The 18,568-nt window shown below is 47.7% G+C and carries 12 protein-coding genes; 3 read left to right on the top strand and 9 right to left on the bottom strand.

Annotated features, from left to right (window positions below):
- Nucleotides 1-2: 2 nt before the first annotated feature.
- On the bottom strand, nucleotides 3-1,739 hold the full coding sequence (locus DP091_RS30070) for a sensor histidine kinase (RefSeq protein WP_113061693.1): 1,737 nt from the start codon (nucleotides 1,737-1,739) through the stop codon (nucleotides 3-5).
- A gap of 362 nt (nucleotides 1,740-2,101) precedes the next feature.
- On the opposite strand from DP091_RS30070, the gene DP091_RS30065 reads away from it, so the two are divergent.
- From DP091_RS30065 to DP091_RS30055, 3 genes are all read left to right on the top strand, one after another.
- Complete coding sequence (locus DP091_RS30065) at nucleotides 2,102-3,802, top strand: extracellular solute-binding protein (protein ID WP_113061692.1); 1,701 nt, start codon at nucleotides 2,102-2,104, stop codon at nucleotides 3,800-3,802.
- A gap of 96 nt (nucleotides 3,803-3,898) precedes the next feature.
- Nucleotides 3,899-4,789 carry an ABC transporter permease gene (locus DP091_RS30060; RefSeq protein WP_113061691.1) on the top strand — a complete coding sequence of 297 codons (891 nt, stop codon included), beginning with the start codon at nucleotides 3,899-3,901 and terminating at the stop codon, nucleotides 4,787-4,789.
- 65 nt (nucleotides 4,790-4,854) lie between these two features.
- Nucleotides 4,855-5,745, top strand: coding sequence for a carbohydrate ABC transporter permease (locus tag DP091_RS30055; RefSeq protein ID WP_113061690.1), 891 nt, complete (start codon nucleotides 4,855-4,857; stop codon nucleotides 5,743-5,745).
- Between the two features lie 258 nt (nucleotides 5,746-6,003).
- Here DP091_RS30055 and DP091_RS30050 read toward each other — a convergent pair whose 3' ends face one another.
- The 8 genes from DP091_RS30050 to DP091_RS30015 form a co-directional block, all read right to left on the bottom strand.
- Complete coding sequence (locus DP091_RS30050; protein WP_113061689.1) at nucleotides 6,004-7,722, bottom strand: ABC transporter substrate-binding protein; 1,719 nt, start codon at nucleotides 7,720-7,722, stop codon at nucleotides 6,004-6,006.
- Nucleotides 7,723-7,839: 117 nt separating this feature from the next.
- Entirely contained in the window at nucleotides 7,840-8,742 is a 903-nt protein-coding gene (locus DP091_RS30045; RefSeq protein ID WP_113061688.1) for a carbohydrate ABC transporter permease, read from the bottom strand.
- Between the two features lie 70 nt (nucleotides 8,743-8,812).
- A complete protein-coding gene (locus tag DP091_RS30040; protein ID WP_113061687.1) occupies nucleotides 8,813-9,793 on the bottom strand; it encodes an ABC transporter permease in 981 nt (326 codons plus the stop codon).
- Between the two features lie 205 nt (nucleotides 9,794-9,998).
- On the bottom strand, nucleotides 9,999-12,236 hold the full coding sequence (locus DP091_RS30035) for an AraC family transcriptional regulator (protein ID WP_258394743.1): 2,238 nt from the start codon (nucleotides 12,234-12,236) through the stop codon (nucleotides 9,999-10,001).
- 318 nt (nucleotides 12,237-12,554) lie between these two features.
- A complete protein-coding gene (locus DP091_RS30030; protein ID WP_113061686.1) occupies nucleotides 12,555-15,386 on the bottom strand; it encodes an NHL repeat-containing protein in 2,832 nt (943 codons plus the stop codon).
- Nucleotides 15,387-15,715: 329 nt separating this feature from the next.
- A complete protein-coding gene (locus DP091_RS30025) occupies nucleotides 15,716-16,405 on the bottom strand; it encodes an alpha/beta fold hydrolase (RefSeq protein WP_113061685.1) in 690 nt (229 codons plus the stop codon).
- A 335-nt stretch (nucleotides 16,406-16,740) separates the two neighbouring features.
- On the bottom strand, nucleotides 16,741-17,727 hold the full coding sequence (locus DP091_RS30020) for an aminoglycoside phosphotransferase family protein (protein ID WP_113061704.1): 987 nt from the start codon (nucleotides 17,725-17,727) through the stop codon (nucleotides 16,741-16,743).
- Between the two features lie 301 nt (nucleotides 17,728-18,028).
- Nucleotides 18,029-18,568: Gfo/Idh/MocA family protein (locus DP091_RS30015; protein WP_146747032.1), on the bottom strand; the 540-nt coding region annotated here is incomplete at its 5' end.

Here is an 18,568-nt window from a genome sequence, read left to right as displayed (position 1 = left end):
GATTATTTTCCCTCCTCAATTTGTACCGAAATGATGATGCGGGTACCTTTGCCAAGCTCGCTTGTTACCGTCAGGCTCGCTTTCCCCTCGTAATGAAATGCTAACATTCGTTTGACATAATTCAGTCCGATCCCCATCCCCACTCGATGGTGCTCAGTCTGTTCCTGCTCAAGCAAGGCCACAATCGTTTCCTCAGAGATCCCCCCACCGTTATCTCGAATTTCGATTTCTAGTCTGTCATTCTTTCGAACCTCCACCTCGATTCTGCCGTTGTCATCCAGCCCGTGATACAGCGAATTTTCAACCAACGGCTGCAGAATGAATCTAGGCACTGTCACTTCAAGTAATGCGTCGTCCACGTGAATATTGACATCGAACTGAAAATCGTAACGAATCTGCTGGAGAATGAGATATTGTTTCAGTGAATCTATCTCATCCCTGATCGTGGCGACACTGTTGCCTTTGCGGAGATTGTAGTAAAGCAGTTTATTTAACGAAGTGACAAGCCTGTCGATCTCTTCCTGACCGTTTATAACGGCAAGCCAGTGCGCGGTATCCAGCGTATTCATCAGAAAATGCGGATTAATCTGGTACTGCAGCTTCTCGATCTCCAGATCCGCTCTGCGCTTTTCCTTGGCCTTGATTTCAGAATACAACTGGGCAATCTGAACCTTCATATGTTGAAATTGGTTTAACAGCATCTCAAATTCCGGGATGCGCGATTGCGTGGCAGCCGCATTAAAATTGCTGCCCGCAATCGATTTGATCTCCTTTTGGAAGCGCGACAGCGGCCGGTACACCATTTTCCATAAAAGCCAGCCAATCATCAGACTGACTCCAGCGAACAGCAACGCCAGCCCCAGCATCTGCATCATCCAGCGATTTTTCTCGCGGTTGTAATCGGACTTCGCAATAAGCGAAACCACGCTCCAGCCCTGATTGCTGACTTGTCGATACCAATAATAATCGGAAGTCATACCTGTTACCAGGGACGGCGATAATGAGTCCGAAAAAAATGAATTTTCAGGAAAGATATCTTGAAGTTCGCTGTATGAAATTCTTCCGTTGTTGTCCAGAATTAAATGATTGGTATGCTTGCTGACTTCATCCAAATCAAGAATGCTCTGCGTCAGCTTGAAACCGGACTCAATGTAGACATAGGCATCCTCCCTCTCCGGCAAATCCACCTTTCGCAACGCGGAAAGCACATATTGATTGTTGAATCGATCTTGACTGATATGCGGTCCAAAATAGGTGATGCCATAATACTCTGCGAGGATTGGAAGGTTATCGACATTGAATGGTTGTTTCATGCCTGTATTCTCAAAAAGAGTGGTCTGATCGTCGCGTAAATAATACAGCGTTAATCCGACATTGGGATTCGTGAATGTGATGAGATTCAGTTGATTTTTGATTTCATCCGTCAGATAACTCCGGTCATACGGCTGCTTCGCCATCAAAAACATCTCAAGCTGCCTGCCGACATTCCCTTTAAAGGACAGTTGTTGGGATACGTGATTCAGATTGTTCAGCGTGTTCTCAAGCGACAATCTGACCTGCTTTAAATTGCTTTGAATGCCGGATTGCAGCTTCGTATTCAGAATGGATGTAATGGTGTTGTATGAAAGATAACAGGTGCAGATGAAAGGAATCAATGTTGCTGCGGCGAACAGTAAAAGAATTCTATTTTTCAAGGTCAATCGCTTCAGGCGGGACTTCCAATTCTTTTCCGGTTTCATCGTTTCATCCCCATCGATTATTGACTCCTCCTCTCTTTGAATCAGGTCTAAGACGTGCATAAATAGAAACAGGTGGAAAAATCTTTCTAGAATATAACACAAATAAAAATGATTATTGAGTAAAGATTTCAATAAATCAGGTGCCTAAGCTATTATCTTTCAAATGAAAAAATCACAGGTAGACAAATGTCTTCTCCTTAGTGGGTGAAATGTCCAACCACCCGGAACAGCCGGAAATTTTTGTACATATGACCCCCTCATTTAGAAACCACCTTCTATCCTTGAAGGCGGTTTCATTGTGTTACAGTTAAATGGTCCATAGGGATAGTTATTCCATTCAATCTGATAGAAGGGGTGTAATTATGAAAAACAAGTCAAAAATGTTAGCGCTATTACTGGCCTGCTTTCTAGTTCTTGGTGCTTGCAGCAATACAACTAATAACACGCCGGCTGCACCGGAGAAAAGCGCGGAATCAAGCGAACCCGCTGATCCATTTGGCCGCTACGAAGAACCTGTCCAGATCAGCATCAGTATTGAAATCGATCCCACCGATAATGAATTGCCGCCTGGCGACACGCCGCTGGACAATCAATATACTCGTCAGATTAAGGAAGCGCTTAATGTGGACGTCGATCATCAATTTGCTGCCTCCGGCCAGAATCTTCGACAGAGAATTAGTCTCGCCATTGCAAGTAACGATTTGCCGGATGCTATGGTCGTCAATGCCGTTGAGCTGCGCCAATTGGTCGAAGCCGGCCAAATTGCCGATTTAACTGAGGTGTATGAGCAATATGCATCCCCGGAGATAAAGACAATCATTGAAAACACCAACGGTGCTGCCTTGGAGGCAGTTACATTCGATGGCAAAATCATGGCCTTTCCGGGTGTGCAGGCAAATGCCGACGGCATTCACCTCCTGTGGATCCGTCAGGATTGGCTGGATAAGCTGAACCTTGAACCGCCAACCACGATGGCAGAACTTGAGGCCGTCGCCCGCGCTTTCGTCGAAGATGATCCGGATGGCAACGGTCAGCGCGATACGATTGGGATTACCGGACCGGAGAGTGGCGGTAAACTGTATGCCAACTTCCTTGAGTCGAAGAACAATTTGTACGGTTTTGACCCCATTTTCTCCGCGCATGACGCGTTTCCTGGATACTGGCTCGAGGGCGAGGATGGCAGCCCTGTGTACGGGTCAATCCTGCCGGAGACTCGCGAGGCGTTAGCTAGTTTGAGAGATTTGTATTCCAATGGACTAATTGACCCTGAGATGGGTGTTCGTAACAAAGCGGATGAGCCCATTATCGCCGGAAAATCCGGAATGTTCTTTGCGCCTTGGTGGATGGCTTACGGTCCGCTAACCAATGCCGTTAAAAATGATCCCGAAGCCAACTGGCAAGCTTATGCCCTGCCTTTGAATCAAAATGGCGATTTTAGACCACATGCTGCTACACCTTCAACTGAGTTTGTGGTGGTTCGGAAAGATTACGAGCATCCGGAAGTTCCGATGAAATTGCTAAACAATTTGTTTAAAAACGAACAAGAGAACACCTTTGACCCAAGCAAAGGCGGTCCTGGTTACTATCCGCTCCGCGTGGTGTACGCTCCATCCGATGAAATTGAATTTACAGTCAAAGCCCTCCGTGATGTGCTGGCTGGCAATAAAACTGCAGAGGATTTTGCGAATGACAAAGCTTACAAACTGCTGCCTTCGGATATCGCAAGCATCAAGACGATCAAAAACGAGCCTTACGATTCTATGGATCTCTCAACATGGAACCCTGAAGCGAACTGGGGAGCATGGACACGAGCGTACTCCATGATGGTGGGCGGAAGGCCGTTGGTTGATACCGAGTTTGAGGAGGTGCCCAGTCTTCTGTATGAGCAGACGCCGTTAATGGAGAGCCGTTGGGTGAATCTGCGAAAGTTAGAGGATGAGACCTTCCTGCGCATCATTATGGGCGCGGCTCCACTGGAGACATTCGACTCCTTCGTCGAGAACTGGAAACGTCAAGGCGGCGACCAGATTACCCAGGAGGTTAAGGACGCGCTTGTGAAGTAATCTTAAGGCATATTACGAACCATATAGCCAGAGCTCCCAGCACCTGTCAGGAGCTCTGGAACATTCGAAGTAGGATTCGGGGAAAGGAGTGCTGTCATGCGAATGAAAGGTTTCGCCAAACATTATTATCTGATGCTGATCCCGGGATTTCTATGGCTGTTCGTCTTCAGCATCGTCCCGATGTTCGGTATCATCATTTCGTTCCAATATTTTAATCCAGGCAAAGGAATCTTGGGCTCGGATTGGGCGGGACTTGAGCACTTCAAGTATATGTTTTTGCTGAAGGATACACAGGAAGTCTTCATGAATACGCTTGTCATCGCTTCCATGAAGATTGTCGCCAATCTGATTGCGCCTCTGCTGTTTGCACTGATGCTCAATGAGTTGCGTCTGATGATTCTCAGACGCTGGATTCAGACCATTGTCTATCTGCCTCACTTTTTATCCTGGGTTATTCTGGGGGGCATTGTACTAGATCTTTTCTCCTATAATGGACCCGTTAATCAACTGACTGCTTTGTTCGGATTCCAGCCCAAACTGTTCTTTGCCGATTCCCAGCTGTTTCCGTTCCTCGTAGTCGGCAGCGACGTCTGGAAGGAATTCGGTTTTGGTACCATTATCTATCTTGCCGCGCTTACCGGGATCAACCCGGCACTGTACGAAGCTGCCAACATCGATGGCGCAGGACGCTGGAGAAGTCTCTGGCATATCACGCTGCCCGGGATCCGCACGACAGCCGTATTGCTTACGGTACTCAGCTTGGGTAATGTGCTTAACGCGGGCTTCGACCAGATCTTCAATCTGTACAACCCGCTCGTCTATTCTACAGGTGATATTATTGACACCTGGGTCTATCGTACAGGTTTGCTCAACCTCCAATATGAACTTGCGACCGCCGTCGGCCTGTTGAAGTCCGTTGTGGGCTTCCTGCTGATATCCGTCTCGTATTATCTGGCTTACCGTTTTGTTAACTATCGCATATTCTAAGGATTCATCCTGATGCAAAGCTATGTAAACTCATCCCATTCCAACTAGAGTAGGAGGTGCTGACCGTGGTCAGAGACCGGACGTTCGGCAACCGTGTGACGGATATTATACTGATTGTAGTCCTGATAGGCATTACTTTATCATGCGTCCTGCCGATCTGGTACACGCTCTCCCTTTCGCTTAGCTCCAACTCTGCCGCTGCGGCCGGTAAGGTCTGGCTATGGCCAGTCGATTTCAATCTTAACGCATATAACCAGATTCTCAATGACAATCAGTTCTTCCGGTCCTTTTGGACATCGACCGAGCGAGTGCTGCTGGGGGTTATACTTAATTTTATCATGGTTGTGCTCATGTCTTACCCGCTCTCGCGGACAGCGAGAGAGCTCAAGGGGCGCAATGTGTTCATGTGGATTCTCATTTTCACGATGTTGTTCAACGGCGGTCTGATCCCGCTGTATCTGACGGTCAAAGAGCTCAACATGTTGAACAGCATCTGGGCACTTGTCCTGGTCGGCGGCGCGCAGACACTCGTCTTCAATGTTATCCTCACGATGAACTTCTTCCGCAACCTGCCCAAGGAGCTGGATGAAGCCGCCCTTGTCGACGGCGCGGGACCATGGTACATCCTGTTCAAGATCTACATCCCTCTGGCCGTCCCGGTGCTGGCGACCGTCTCGCTATTCAGTATCGTGTATCACTGGAATGAATTCTTGTACGGTCTGATCTTCATGTCCCGTGAGCAATTCTATCCACTCCAGACGTATATCCAGCAGCTCGTCGTCTCGGTCGATCCATCGACGATGTCCGAGGACCAGTACCGTCGCTTGTCGGAGCTGTCCAACCGGACACTCGATGCCGCCAAGATCTTCATCGCGATGCTGCCTGTCCTTATCGTTTATCCATTCCTCCAGCGCTTCTTCATCCACGGGATTACGCTGGGTTCGGTTAAAGAGTAACTCACCCACCCGGGATAACAGGTTTTAGAGATCGATCCCATTTTCCTTTACATTTATATTAAATCATTCTGCAAATAGGGGCCGTCCCATACGATCTAGGATCTTGAGAAACGGCCCCCTATTTATTAGTGTGAGGCGCCGAGGGTACGAATCATTTCCGCAGCGCCGTTGTGCTCTATTTTACTGAATGAAATCCTATTCACGAATAAAAAAAGGGCCCCGCACGGTAAATCCGAGTGCGGAGAACCCCATGACGGTTCATTCCTTTTTCGCTTCCAAGGCTTTTTGGTAGATTTCAAGGTATTGGGGTAGCTGAAGTCCGTCTAACCCCTTGACGTAGGCGTCCCATTCCTTATTGATGTCTTTAGACCCCGTAATAAATTGAGCCATGTTGGACTTCACGTAATCAATCAACGCAGTCTTGATTTGCGCCGCAATCTCCGCGTCTTCCAGCGCAATAAACACGCCATTTGGGTATTGCTCCTTGGAATGGAATGGCTCATACTCCTTGGATACCTGATTCAGCCGCGTCCCATATCCGTCCGGTGCCAGCGGATCCTGCGGTGCGGTCCAGGAAGCTCGGTACCCATAAGTTCTTAAAGAAGGCCCGATCTGTTCCCATCCGTCATTATGCGTTGGCTTTTTGTCCGTTTTCGGAATCGACGTATATTTTGCCTGCTTTCCGTTAATATCCAGCTCCCCGTCTTGTGCCTTTCGCCAACCTTTGCCTTCCGGTCCGTTCTCCTGCAGCAGAATTGCTTCTTCGGTGTACAGGTAGTCTGCGAGGCGGATCGCTGCAATCTGCTGGTCGTTGGTCGCTTTATTCGTAATGGCAAACTGGGAATTACCAATGCCGGCAAAATTCAGGGTTTGCTGAACGCCGCCGGGCCCTTTCAGAGGTGGAACCACGACGTAATCCTTATGCCGCGGCGCTTTATCATCCATGCTGTAGGCATAACTGATCAGCGCGGTAGACAAAGCTCCCATGACGTTGTCTGGTTCCCGGTTGGCCATTTGCTGAACCGCGTCAGCGTTTTGTGTAAAGGCAGCCGGATCAATCAATCCCTCTTTGTATAACTTGTTTAAGTAAATCAACCCTTGCTTCCATTCATCCTTATTTGCCGTAAAATCAACCTTGCCGTCAATGACCCTTAGGAAGGTTCCCGCATTCTTCTCGGTATAATCATCCAATATAAAGGAGTTCATCACAAAGGCCGAAACGTTTCCCGCCCACATCTCATCTGATCCCGAAAGCGGGAGCTCGTCGACCTTGCCGTTTCCATTCGGGTCCTTCTCCTTAAAAGCCTTCAGGACATTGTAAAACTCTTCCGTGGTGGTAGGAACGGATAGTCCCAGCTGATCGAGCCATTTCTTGTTGATCCACATTTTCAATGCGTTATCGCAGTGATAACATTCATTTACTTGGGGAAGGGCGTAAATATTGCCATCGGGGGCCGTTATCGAATCCTTCATATACGGGATATCCTGCATCGCCTTCTTTATATTCGGCGCGTATTGTTCGATCAAGTCGTTCAACGGGATAAACACGCCTTGCGATCCATACTTCATCTGTTCTTCTTTGGAGAGGTCCCCATGCAGAATGACTTCCGGGTAGTCTCCACTGGCGAGCATTAGCTGTTTGCGATCCTTCAAGGCATTGTTCGGAACCAGGTCCCAATCAATTTTGATGTTCGTTTTCTCTTCCAGGAACACGGTAAAGGCATTGGTTTTCATATCCTCGATGGTAGGGAACTGTGGTGCAAACATTCTTATCGTCATCGGCTGCTTCACAATCGGATAGGTGCCGACCTCTGTAAACAATTCACTCTGTTCCGGAGGCGTTTCCATCCCTGTCTCATCAGGAGCAGTGTCCGGGTTCTCCGGATTGGAGGATCCTCCACAGGCACTCAACAGCATCGTCAAGGCCAACACACTGATTAACAACGCGATTAAAGACTTCGTCCACCCTTTGCGCATCAAAAACAACTCCCCCATTCTTTTTCATCGTATTCCTTGTCACACTAGTAATCTTTCAAGCAGCCGTCTCATCCTTAAACAACGGACCGCACCACCTCCCTTAAGCTGGTTTCCCACTTATCCTTTCAACGAACCGATCATGACTCCTTTGACAAAATGCTTCTGAACAAACGGATATATGATCAGTACCGGAGCACTCGCTACGACGATCAGCGAATATTTTAACAGATCCTTCAGGCCTTGCTGCGCCTGCACCTGATCCACATTGGCCATCATCGACGGATCCACCGTGTTGAGAATCAAGACGTTGCGTAGAATGATTTGCAGCGGGAACAAGTCCGGAGATCTGAGGAAGATCAAGGCGTCAAAATATGCATTCCAATGTCCAACCGCGTACATGAGCGTCATGACGGCAATAATCGGTTTGGACAAAGGCAGGACGATGCTGAGAATGAACCGGATATCGCTGCATCCGTCCAGCTCCGCCGCTTCGGACAGTTCATCCGGGATGGTCGTCTGGAAGAAGGTGCGGGCAACGATTACCTGGATCACGCCCATGGCTCCCGGCAGAATCATCGCCCAACGGGTATCGAGCAACTGGAGATCCTTCACCAGGAGATAGTACGGGATCAAGCCCCCTTCGAACATCATGGTAATAACCAGCACAATCATAAAGAAATGGCGGCCGTACAGCGTCCGCTTGGCAAGCGGATATCCAAACATGATTGTCAGTGACACGTTGATCGCCGTCCCTACGACCGTATAGAACAAGGAGTTCATATAGCCGACGCCGATCTGCGGGTTTTGGAATACCGCCTTGTATCCATCCAATGTAAAATCGACTGGGAAGAGCCATACCTTTCCGGACACGACGGCCTGCGGCGAGCTTACGGATGAGCTGACAATATAAATCAACGGCACAGCCACGATGATAAGAATCAAGGTCAGGAAAGCATAGATTAAAGCGATAAATATGCGGTCCCCCCGGGATTCCCGAATAGCGGTTGTTGTTTTGGGCATGTTGTTCCCTCCTTGGCACCTTTTTCATTTGGTATGGTTTCAGTCAGCCTCGGCGACGAATTCATTCGACTCACCACAGACTGCTGCTCGACAGCTTTCGGGCGATGTAATTCACAGCGATCAACAGGAGCAAATTCACCACCGAGTTGAAGAAGCCAATCGCCGCCGAGAAGCTGAAGCTCGACCCAAGCAGACCTACTTTATACACATAAGTAGATATGACTTCGGAAGAGGCGAGATTGAGAGGGTTTTGCATTAGATAGATTTTTTCGAAACCCAGCTTCATAATGTTACCAAGATTCAGGATCAGCATGATCACTGACACGGGAATCAGGCTGGGGATATCAATCTTGAGGATCTTCTGGATGCGGGAAGCCCCATCCACCCTGGCCGACTCGTACAGCTCAGGATTAACTCCGGCGAGCGCAGCGATATAGATGATCGCCCCGTATCCGGTGTACTGCCACACATCGGACCAAACATAAATGGATTTGAACAGATCAGGCATACCCATAAAATTCGTATTGGTTACTCCCATCATTTCGAACAGCTTGCTGACCATGCCCACCTGAGGCGTCAAATTGACGATAATGATCGATACCATGATAACCGTCGATATAAAGTAAGGAGCGTAAGTTATCATCTGTACGCTCTTCTTGAACAGCCCATTTCGGATTTCGTTCAGGGCGAGCGCCAGAATGATCGGTGCAGGAAAGCCGACAGCAAGGCCATAGAAACTGATTCCGAGCGTATTTTTGATGTAGAGCCAGAAGTTTGGGGATTCAAAAAATTGTTCAAAGTATTTGAACCCAGCCCAAGGGCTTCCCCAAATCCCTTTAATGACGCTGTAATCCTTGAATGCAATCACGATCCCGGCCATCGGCACATATTTGAATACAATCAAGTAAAGTAAGGGGAGCAGGAGAACCAGATACAGCTGCCAGTGGCGCCTGATCCGGATCCAAGTCGTTTGCGGGCGGGAGCGGGTGCCGACCTGAGCAGGACCGGGCAGCCCGGGACCGCCATGTAACTTATTGTTGAGACTTCGCATCAGCATGTACTCCTTCCGTGGTATATTGCGGATATAGTCAGCGCCCATTCGAATGCGGCGGAATGTAATGCCATTGTAAACGCCCGATCTTGCGATCAACAAGAAACAAGAATAAACGGGTTAACCATTTTCGCCTGCATGATTTATAACGAAAAAGGCAGCGATGAGCTCGCCACCTTAACCGTTTTCTACCAATAAACCGTTTTCACCCGTTCGCCTTGCGGAGCTCACCGCTGCGGTATTCGCCCGGTGCGACCCCCATAATCCGTTTAAATACACGCGTAAACGAGATGGCGTGAGTATAGCCAACCTGCTGCGCGATCTCTTGGACAGAGGCATCCGTCTCCAACAACAACTTCACTGCTTCACGCATCCGTACATGGATGAGGAAATCGACGAACCTCTGTCCTGTATGCCCTTTGAACAACTTGCTGATATATTTGGGATTCAACTGAAAGCGGTCACCGAGCATTTCCAGCGACAAGTCGGGGTTGGCATAGTCCTTTTCGATCAGCTTGCAGATCTCCCGGATAAGCGCTGCGTACTGCCTGCCTTCTTGTAGCTGACCCACGGATTCAAACAAACTGGTCATGGCTTGCTTGATTTCAATCCGCAGCTGCTCCAATGAACTGCCATGGTCCAGCATTTCCGTAAGCAGAGGAAGCCGTTCCTGAACCCATCGGCGGTAGGCATCCTTATTCATGTCCGATAGTTCCCGGCCGACGTTGTACAGCAAATAATTCATGAGATTAAATATCTCTTCATTGGTAAGAAGGCTGCCCTTTAACTGTCCGAACCATGCCTCATATGCCTCCTCCCACCCTATGTTCAGCATTCGGTAGGATTGAATAATCGAGCTGATTTCTCCTAGGTGAGCGTACAGCTCGGCATGGCTTGTGCCGGCGATATCCTCGCAACGAATCAGCCTGTTTTCCCCGAGTACGATTTTATATTTAAGCGCTTGAGCTGCGCTTTTATACGACTTGGACAGGTCGTGGATCCGATAAACCTCCTCGCCGCTTCCAATCGTAACGGTAAATTTCAAATTTTGCTCGGTCCAGCCCAGTATTTTCGAGCCAAAACGGGATAAAGCTTCACCATCTCTCTCCTCTGTCTCGTCCCCCTCAAAGTAAATGACGGCTAGGCAGGAGGGCGACGTCCATTCCGACCACAAACGAACACTCTCCTTCATCGCAATCTCGTTCACCACGTTCCGGAGGACGAATTTCAGCAGATGCTGATCACTCGCCGTATACTTCCGGCAGAAATCTCCGTAGTTGTCCATTTCAATGATGAGTAACCTAAACCGGTCCAGCGGCTCGGGTATATTCAGCATGGCGGCTTCCTCCTGCCACTCTTCCAGACTCATATCGGTTTGTCCCTCAATCAGCTGATGGAACAGATACCTTGTCCGCAGATGAAGGTCTTCTTGGTATTTTTCCTGGTATTGTCTGGACTGCTCCAGGATATGATCGAACGCCGACTCAATAAATGCGAACTCGTCGGGACTGCCTTTCCATAAGCCCGCGCCCCTTACAGGCAGGGAATAGTCGCTGAATCGCTCGGCGATCCGCTCGATCGGTCTGGCATTGCGCCGAGTCACATAGATCATCCAGATGAATCCTGCGGCGATCATGAGGAGTCCGATCACGAACCACAGATTATAGAGTTCGGAAACCGTATTGACATATCCGCCATTGATGAGACCGCTTCCATATTTCCAACCGGTGTAGTCCGAGGTATATTCCGAGAAGAGCTCGGATTCTTTAACTTTCGCTTTATTCCCGAACAAAGGTTGGCCGGAAGCATCTTTAACCTGGATAAAGCTGACCTTGGATTCGTACATATTCTCCGTCAATTTTTTCAGCGAATCCGCCGAAACGTTAACCACGATCATGCCGAGATTATTTTTCATATATGGCGATCCCCGCACCAGACTGACCACCTGTTTACCGCCAATCATTTTAAACTGCTCGAAGCTGCGCCCACCGGTCCACTTCGGAGTCTTCGACACCTGATATTCTTCGATAAATTTGCGGTCAGGATATGAACCGATATAAGCGTTGGTTGCATCACTCAACACATATCCGTCCGAATATCGCACCAAGTAAATGGAATCGATCATAGGATAGTAATTGATCAATTCCTTTAGCTTCTGCACGGTCCTGATGTTGATGTAGGCATCACTACCTGTGGTTGCCTTAAAAAAATGGTTCAAAGGCTCGCTGTTGATACTCTCGAGGACGATCATATTATCGATCACTTTGAGCGATGTATCCACGATCCGCATCGCCTGTAGGGACAGCGTCTTATTGGCATTCAGCGCCTCGCGACGGCTTTGCTCACTGAACATTTGAAAGAAGACAAAGAAGATAAACGTGATGACAATCATAAATACCGGCATGTAGGACAATAGTAGTCGTTTAAACCATGATTTGCGCATCATAACCCCGCCCTTATGTAATGTGGACATGCTCTTGGTATTAATGAATTATACAACGGAGGCCGATCCCCTGTCGGTTGCGGTAACTTTAGAATAATTTTTGTGCCGAAAGGCTACCCAAATGTTATCCAACCGCTTACTATGCATTCGCTGTCCTTGACATAAATCTTTCTTAAGAAAATCGTTGCGTTCACCGCGACCTCAATAACTTCATCATTTCAAGCTTCAATTTCCAGGGTCTAACGGATCTCTGGATAATAAAGGAAAAAGCCGTTGTCAAGGACAACGGCCTCATATTGCTATATGTCATGAACAGTTTTAAAAAGGTCCGGTTATTTTCACCTTGATTTTATTGGATTCAACCGTTATCCCGTTCAATGTAATTCGAATCGACAACTCGGCCTGTCCCGGATGCTTGGCGATAATCTTTCCTTTTGGGTCGATCTCCGCCTTATCCGGACGGCTGCTCAAATACTCAATGTGAGCGCCGGATAACTCCTTAGTCGTTCTTCCTCTCTCAAGAAAGACTTCGTAGGAATAGCCGACTTCATCTCCCGGATGAAGCTGAAGCGATTCAGCCTCGAGCTGTACTTTGTCTAGCGGCATGACCAGATTCGGGTCGCTATACTTCATCAGCTCGCTGCCGTATTTGAAATAGAAGCTGCCAAAATCGTCCTGCGCCAGCTTTTCCGCATTGCTCTCCAACAAGATGGACAGCGATTTGCTTGCTGTGTCAATCTTAAACATCTTGCTCGTATACGTGTGGTCAGCCACATATCCCGTATAAATGGTGCCGTACACATGGCCGTCGGTTCCAACGGTCAAGCGAGGATTGCTGTGGGCATAATCTGCTGTAGGAAACATATCCTCGCTGTAAATAACCTCTTGGCGTTCCGTATCATAGATGAACAGAGCCCCCAGCGCCATTCCCCAAATGTTACCGTCCGGGCCCCATATCAATGAGGTTACTGCTTTTTTGCCCGGAACAGGTACCTGTTCCAGCTCTACTCGGCCGGATGCTGTATCGTAAATGGCAAGCTTCCCCTCTCCGCCGGTCATCGCGCCGGTGGCCATAAACAGCTTTCCATTTTTGTAAAGCAACGAATTGATCGAATGGCCGGATATAATGTCGCGCTTCACATCAAACTTTCCGGTAACAGGATTGTAGACGGTAAGAGCCCCGCCTGTTTTGCCTGCGATTGGATAGGAGCCGATATATAACAGGTTTTCTTCCTCGACCCCGAGCATGGCTACGGGCCGGTCTTGCTCCGAACCCAGCTGACCAAGCCGCAGCGGATTATTCGGTTCTGATGGGTCCGTTCGGTTCCATGGTTTGGCTGGATCGTATTCAAAGATGGTTGCTCTAGGATATACGCCGAGATACACCTTTCCGTTCAAGGAACCGAATCCTTCGACTTGGCCGATTTGAGGATAATGCTTGGTCTCGTTACGGGTCGGCGAGTAAATTCCCATTCCCCCGCCTGAAATGAAGCCAGAAGACAGCATCTGCCCGTCTGTGCTCTTCCCGATGTTAAACAGTTCCACAAACTGTGCCGGAAACGGAAGCTCCGGCGTCTCAATCAAACCGGTTTCCAGATTGTAATAAAATGCCCTGCCGCTATTTCCGGCCAATCCGACCAATGTCCAGCCCGGATACTTAGACTGGTCCAGCTGTACATAACCAAAAGCGACGCCTGCTCCTTTGACATCCACGCCCAGCGATCCGTAAACTCCCGAATTCACGTCATACGAATAAAGCGACCATTGCTGCGCGCCTCCCGGGAGGGTCTCGTAATAGGTGTAGAACACCTTCTTGCCATCAGGCGATAATGGTGAGAATCCCCGGGCATTATAGGCCGTATTTTTATTTATGATCCAGCTGGAAGTTTCGGGATCATAGACACACATAACGGGTCCCGGATCCACACGCACGAATAATTTGCCACCTGCATACCGGAGATCATAAACCGAAGTCATGCCAGTAAATTCAGGCGGATGAAGCGGGGTAGATGCTCCGCTTGCAAGATCGTATTGATAAAGCTTGGCGACATCGGCTCCCCCCACATAGATCACTTGACGATCGGAATCGTAAGCAAGGCTGCGGATATGAGACTCTTTCGAAGAAGACTTAAAGGATTTCAGGATTCTGGTCTGGTCGGATGCAGGATCATATTCAAACAGCGTTTGGGAATATCCTGTTCCTCCATACACTTTGCCATCTTCCCCGGCTACAAGCGTCCAGATCACGGTATCGGTAGGAACCGGTTTGCCGATCGCCCGCATTGTATCCTCTGCCGGATCATATTGAAACAACGTCCCGTTCGGCGTACTGCCGATGTATACCATACCGTCGGAGGCTGTCACAATCGCCCAAGCTGCCGATACGTTGCTTCCGTCAAGCGCAACAAGTGGATGAGTGGACTTCACTTCTTTCGAAGCAACATCCATTACGATGAATTGTGCCGGATCACCCTGTGCGACCGTGAACAAAGAATCCTGACCATTCCTATCCTTACCGAACGCAGCCGTCATCAAGGTTAAACTCGAAGATTGCTGTCCTAAATTCGTTAAGTATGGAGAGGAAGCTTGCGACTCCAATGTGACGCTGTCCACGAAATACCGGCCGGTTAGGTCACCATTAAAATCGAAGGCTACCCTGATCTCCACTGCATTTTTTGGTGCGGAAGCAGCTACTCTTAAACTCTGCCATTGGCCCGATGGTTCACCGACCAGGCCGCTCACTACGGAGACAAGCTTTCCGTCTGCATCATAAAACCTGAGGTCGGCTTTGCCGCCTTGGCCTTCATCCGATAGCACACTTGCTGTCATGATGACATTGCCGAATGGCTGGGCAGCGTAAGCATCGCTCACCGCTCCGGAACCTGCATCGGGAGACAGGCGCTCCACCTGAAGACTTCGTTTCCCGTCTGCGTACACGGACTCACTTACCGTTATGGAAGCTTTGTCTTCATGGGGCTGCCAGCCCGGCAAGCGTCCATCTTCTTCAGAATCCTCGAAGCCGCCGTTAATCATAACGTTGGTCCATTCTTCTTTGGCTGCATACGTGATCGGCATGGCCCACACGATACTAGCAAACATCATGATGACCGTTAGGGCTGCGGCAATCCGACTTCTCCACTGGCTTCTCACTAAACTCTCCCCTTTACGAATAATTTTTCCCACGGTTAGTAAACGCTTTCAATACGATTTCATCTTATCATATCCTCTTATTTGTATACAAGTAAAATACATGTAAACGAGTATGCGGTCTTACTAGTGCTGCTAAGTTAATTTACTATTTCTAAAATACAGCCGTGGGTAAATGTTAGGGGCATATTGTTATGGCGGAGATTCATTTTCATAAAGTCGACGGCAGAGAAATTAGGTGAAAGTCCCATGCACAGAGCGCAATTCGCATTCTGAAATTGCGCTCTTTAGCTTCAATAAAAATTAGGGTAATCGTGAAGGCCTTCGGAAACTTACGAATTAAGAAATTTTTTTACGGCTGCCAAGAAAGCTGGTAAATTATCATCATGCACAAAATGCGTAGCTTCCTCTATCATCACCAACTCGCAATTCGGAATAAGCTCAGAAACTTCCTGCAATTTGTTTTGAGGAATATGACTGGACCCACCTCCTATAATTAGAGTCGGCATGTTTATGTCATTAAGCCGCAGCCACCATTCGGGATTAGGTTCATGAAGTTGCTGTAAAATCGAAGGCACTACCAGCCAATCAAACGGCAAGGGATCAGAAGGTTTGGCAGGAATTTCGATCGGCTTATCCGGAAAGGGTGGTGGAGTGTCTTCAACGATCAATCTTTCTATTCTCGAAGGATATGTTTCCGAGAAAAGATAGGATACAGTTCCCCCCATGGAATGGCCAATTAGCGTGAATCTTTCCAAATTCATGGCATTTGCAAAATGAAACAAGTCATCGCACATCAGTTCAAATGTGTATTTACCTATTCTTGCACTCCCTCCGTGACCCCGTTGATCTAAAGCTAAAACGCGGTATTTTTCTCCTAATGCAGCAGCGACTGGATCCCATGATTCTGCGCTTTTTCCAAGCGCGTGAAGTGCAACAAGCGGCGGTGCAGAAGGTTCCCCACTCTCGCGATATTGAAAAGTGCGTCCATTCAATTCAATTTGATTCACACGTGTTTCCATCTCCGCTCATCTCCTAAAGTGAAATTAGTCATTCGAAGCCCGGTTTATTTATTGCCCAAACTACTCCACCTCGTATTCTCTGATCATCTTCAAATCCATTTGGCCCAATAATAGAAGATGCCTACTGGAATTTTTAGTATTATTTTATTATTGAATGAACCGTTAGTCAATAAAAAATGGAAAGGGATATCTCTCAGTCATCTACTGATGACTTTTGAGACAACCCCGTCTATTTTCATTATTGAGCGATCGATTCCCCGTAGTTAATCAATCAAACTTTTTTGCAAATATATCACACTACTGTTCCAATTCCTTTACTTCCATTGTCGGAGGAGTCATTGTTCATTCCTTATCTCAAAGATTTTTTGCAAGGTATGAATGTGCATTGTTCTTTCATCATTCGTTTCTTGGAGTTTGTTTCCTGATCCTGCGTCCATATACCACTCTACAAGCCTGTACCCGAACATAAGTAGAATCAACTCATATACGCAGTTATCCGCTATGTGTGAAATATCCGCATATTCCGAAAAACCCTTGTAATACGCCGGGATACATCTACGGTAGTATTCAACCATGTTTTCAACATCGGCTTCGTCCGCGATAAGGCTTGCCATATCTTCACCTAAATAGCCCCACCCCGCCGTATCCCAGTCCATGAGTATGGTTTTTCCGTCTGAATAAAATATGTTTGCCACCCAAAAATCCCTGTGGCACAGCACGATGGGGAGCTTTTCAATACGGCTCCATATTTCGTCTGCGTTTTCATCAATGTCGATGAGCATTTGACATAGGTGTTTCGGGATTCCGCAATCGTCGGAGCGTATATAATCGTGCACTCTATTCCATGACCGATAATGAAGATAGAATTTTTTCATGTAATCCGCTTTGCTCAGGTTGGACAAGTTCTGTAAAACAGCTGGCTGTTCGGCATATAACTTGCCTTGGAACCGTCCTAATTCCTCGGCTGCGCGTTCATACATATCGCCGGTCAAATCTAAACCCGATATGCCGTCGATATATTCCATCCATATCTGCGTTTCGTTTTCTTCTTCGTTCATTTCGACGTGATAGCATTCAGGCCAACGGAAGGATTCAGAGAACAGCGCGCCGAAATTGGATTTATACAAATCATATTCCCTACGCCATGAATCGGGATCGCTGTAGCGCTCCCATTTCTTCTGCGTTATTAAAACGATTTTATAGGGTAATGTCTCACCGTCATTGGTTTTGGCATTACCCGTCACAAGCTGTACATTACCCACTGTACCGCCATGTAACGGTTGGGTTTGGAAATCGGTGCAGATTATTTTTATACCGAGCATTTTGTTTAAAACCTGTGTCAGAGTTTCAGCATTTATTTCGTTCAATACGAAGTCCTCCAATCGTTTTTTTAACAAGGGAACGCCAATACATAATCATCATATTAGAAAAGAAGACAACGATGTAGGTGGACTATGGATTTAATCATTTATTACCTCTTTCTGCCAGCCAGCTTAATGAAATCGCGATGGAAAATGATTAGTTCTCATCTATCCGGTAATCGGAACATGTTCTCGTCCTTTCCGGGATAAAAAAAAAGCCGCTACATTAGCGACTCATGGAAAAGTGCACTTTATTTCATCCTTATTCCTTATCATCAAGATAAACGGTTTTTCCAGTATCTGCGGATATATACACCGCCTCTAATATTTGTGAAACAATCATAGCTTCTCTTGGTTTAACCAAGGGTTCGCTATCGTTCACGATGCTGTGAATCCATTGTTTGGCTTCATATTCGAAATCGGTCATCTCTTCTCCCCTGAAAAGTTCTCTCGCATTCGGATTCACCTCGATTTTATTCAGGAACAAACTCCCGTCCCGCTCGCCATTAATACGCAGTTCATTTTTTGCAAAATCCGCTCCTCCCTTCGTTCCGCACAGCAGGTTGCCGCCACCATCAGCAATGTTTAGAGCCCAACTGGTTTCAATGATGACCGTCGCTCCATTTTTAAATTTCACATACCCGAACGCCGAATCTTCTACCTCGAATTCGTTTGGATCCCAAGCTCCCCATTCGTTCGCTGCATTTTCGGTAAACTTCAGCTTATGGAAGACACTGCCGACGACACTCTCCGGTTCATAGTTATCCATCAACCATAGGATCAGATCCAGGGAGTGGGTTCC

The organism is Paenibacillus sp. MDMC362 (assembly GCF_003269305.1).
In the GTDB taxonomy this organism is placed as follows: Bacteria; Bacillota; Bacilli; order Paenibacillales; family Paenibacillaceae; genus Paenibacillus_AQ.
This window is presented reverse-complemented; position numbering and strand designations above follow the sequence as displayed.

Coding starts and splice junctions, on each gene's coding strand:
- DP091_RS30035 (WP_258394743.1), bottom strand. CDS start 12,236: ATGCGCAAATCATGGTTTAAACGACTACTATTGTCCTACATGCCGGTA.
- DP091_RS30070 (WP_113061693.1), bottom strand. CDS start 1,739: ATGAAACCGGAAAAGAATTGGAAGTCCCGCCTGAAGCGATTGACCTTG.
- DP091_RS30045 (WP_113061688.1), bottom strand. CDS start 8,742: ATGCCCAAAACAACAACCGCTATTCGGGAATCCCGGGGGGACCGCATA.
- DP091_RS30040 (WP_113061687.1), bottom strand. CDS start 9,793: ATGCGAAGTCTCAACAATAAGTTACATGGCGGTCCCGGGCTGCCCGGT.
- DP091_RS30065 (WP_113061692.1), top strand. CDS start 2,102: ATGAAAAACAAGTCAAAAATGTTAGCGCTATTACTGGCCTGCTTTCTA.
- DP091_RS30025 (WP_113061685.1), bottom strand. CDS start 16,405: ATGGAAACACGTGTGAATCAAATTGAATTGAATGGACGCACTTTTCAA.
- DP091_RS30020 (WP_113061704.1), bottom strand. CDS start 17,727: ATGCTCGGTATAAAAATAATCTGCACCGATTTCCAAACCCAACCGTTA.
- DP091_RS30050 (WP_113061689.1), bottom strand. CDS start 7,722: ATGCGCAAAGGGTGGACGAAGTCTTTAATCGCGTTGTTAATCAGTGTG.
- DP091_RS30060 (WP_113061691.1), top strand. CDS start 3,899: ATGCGAATGAAAGGTTTCGCCAAACATTATTATCTGATGCTGATCCCG.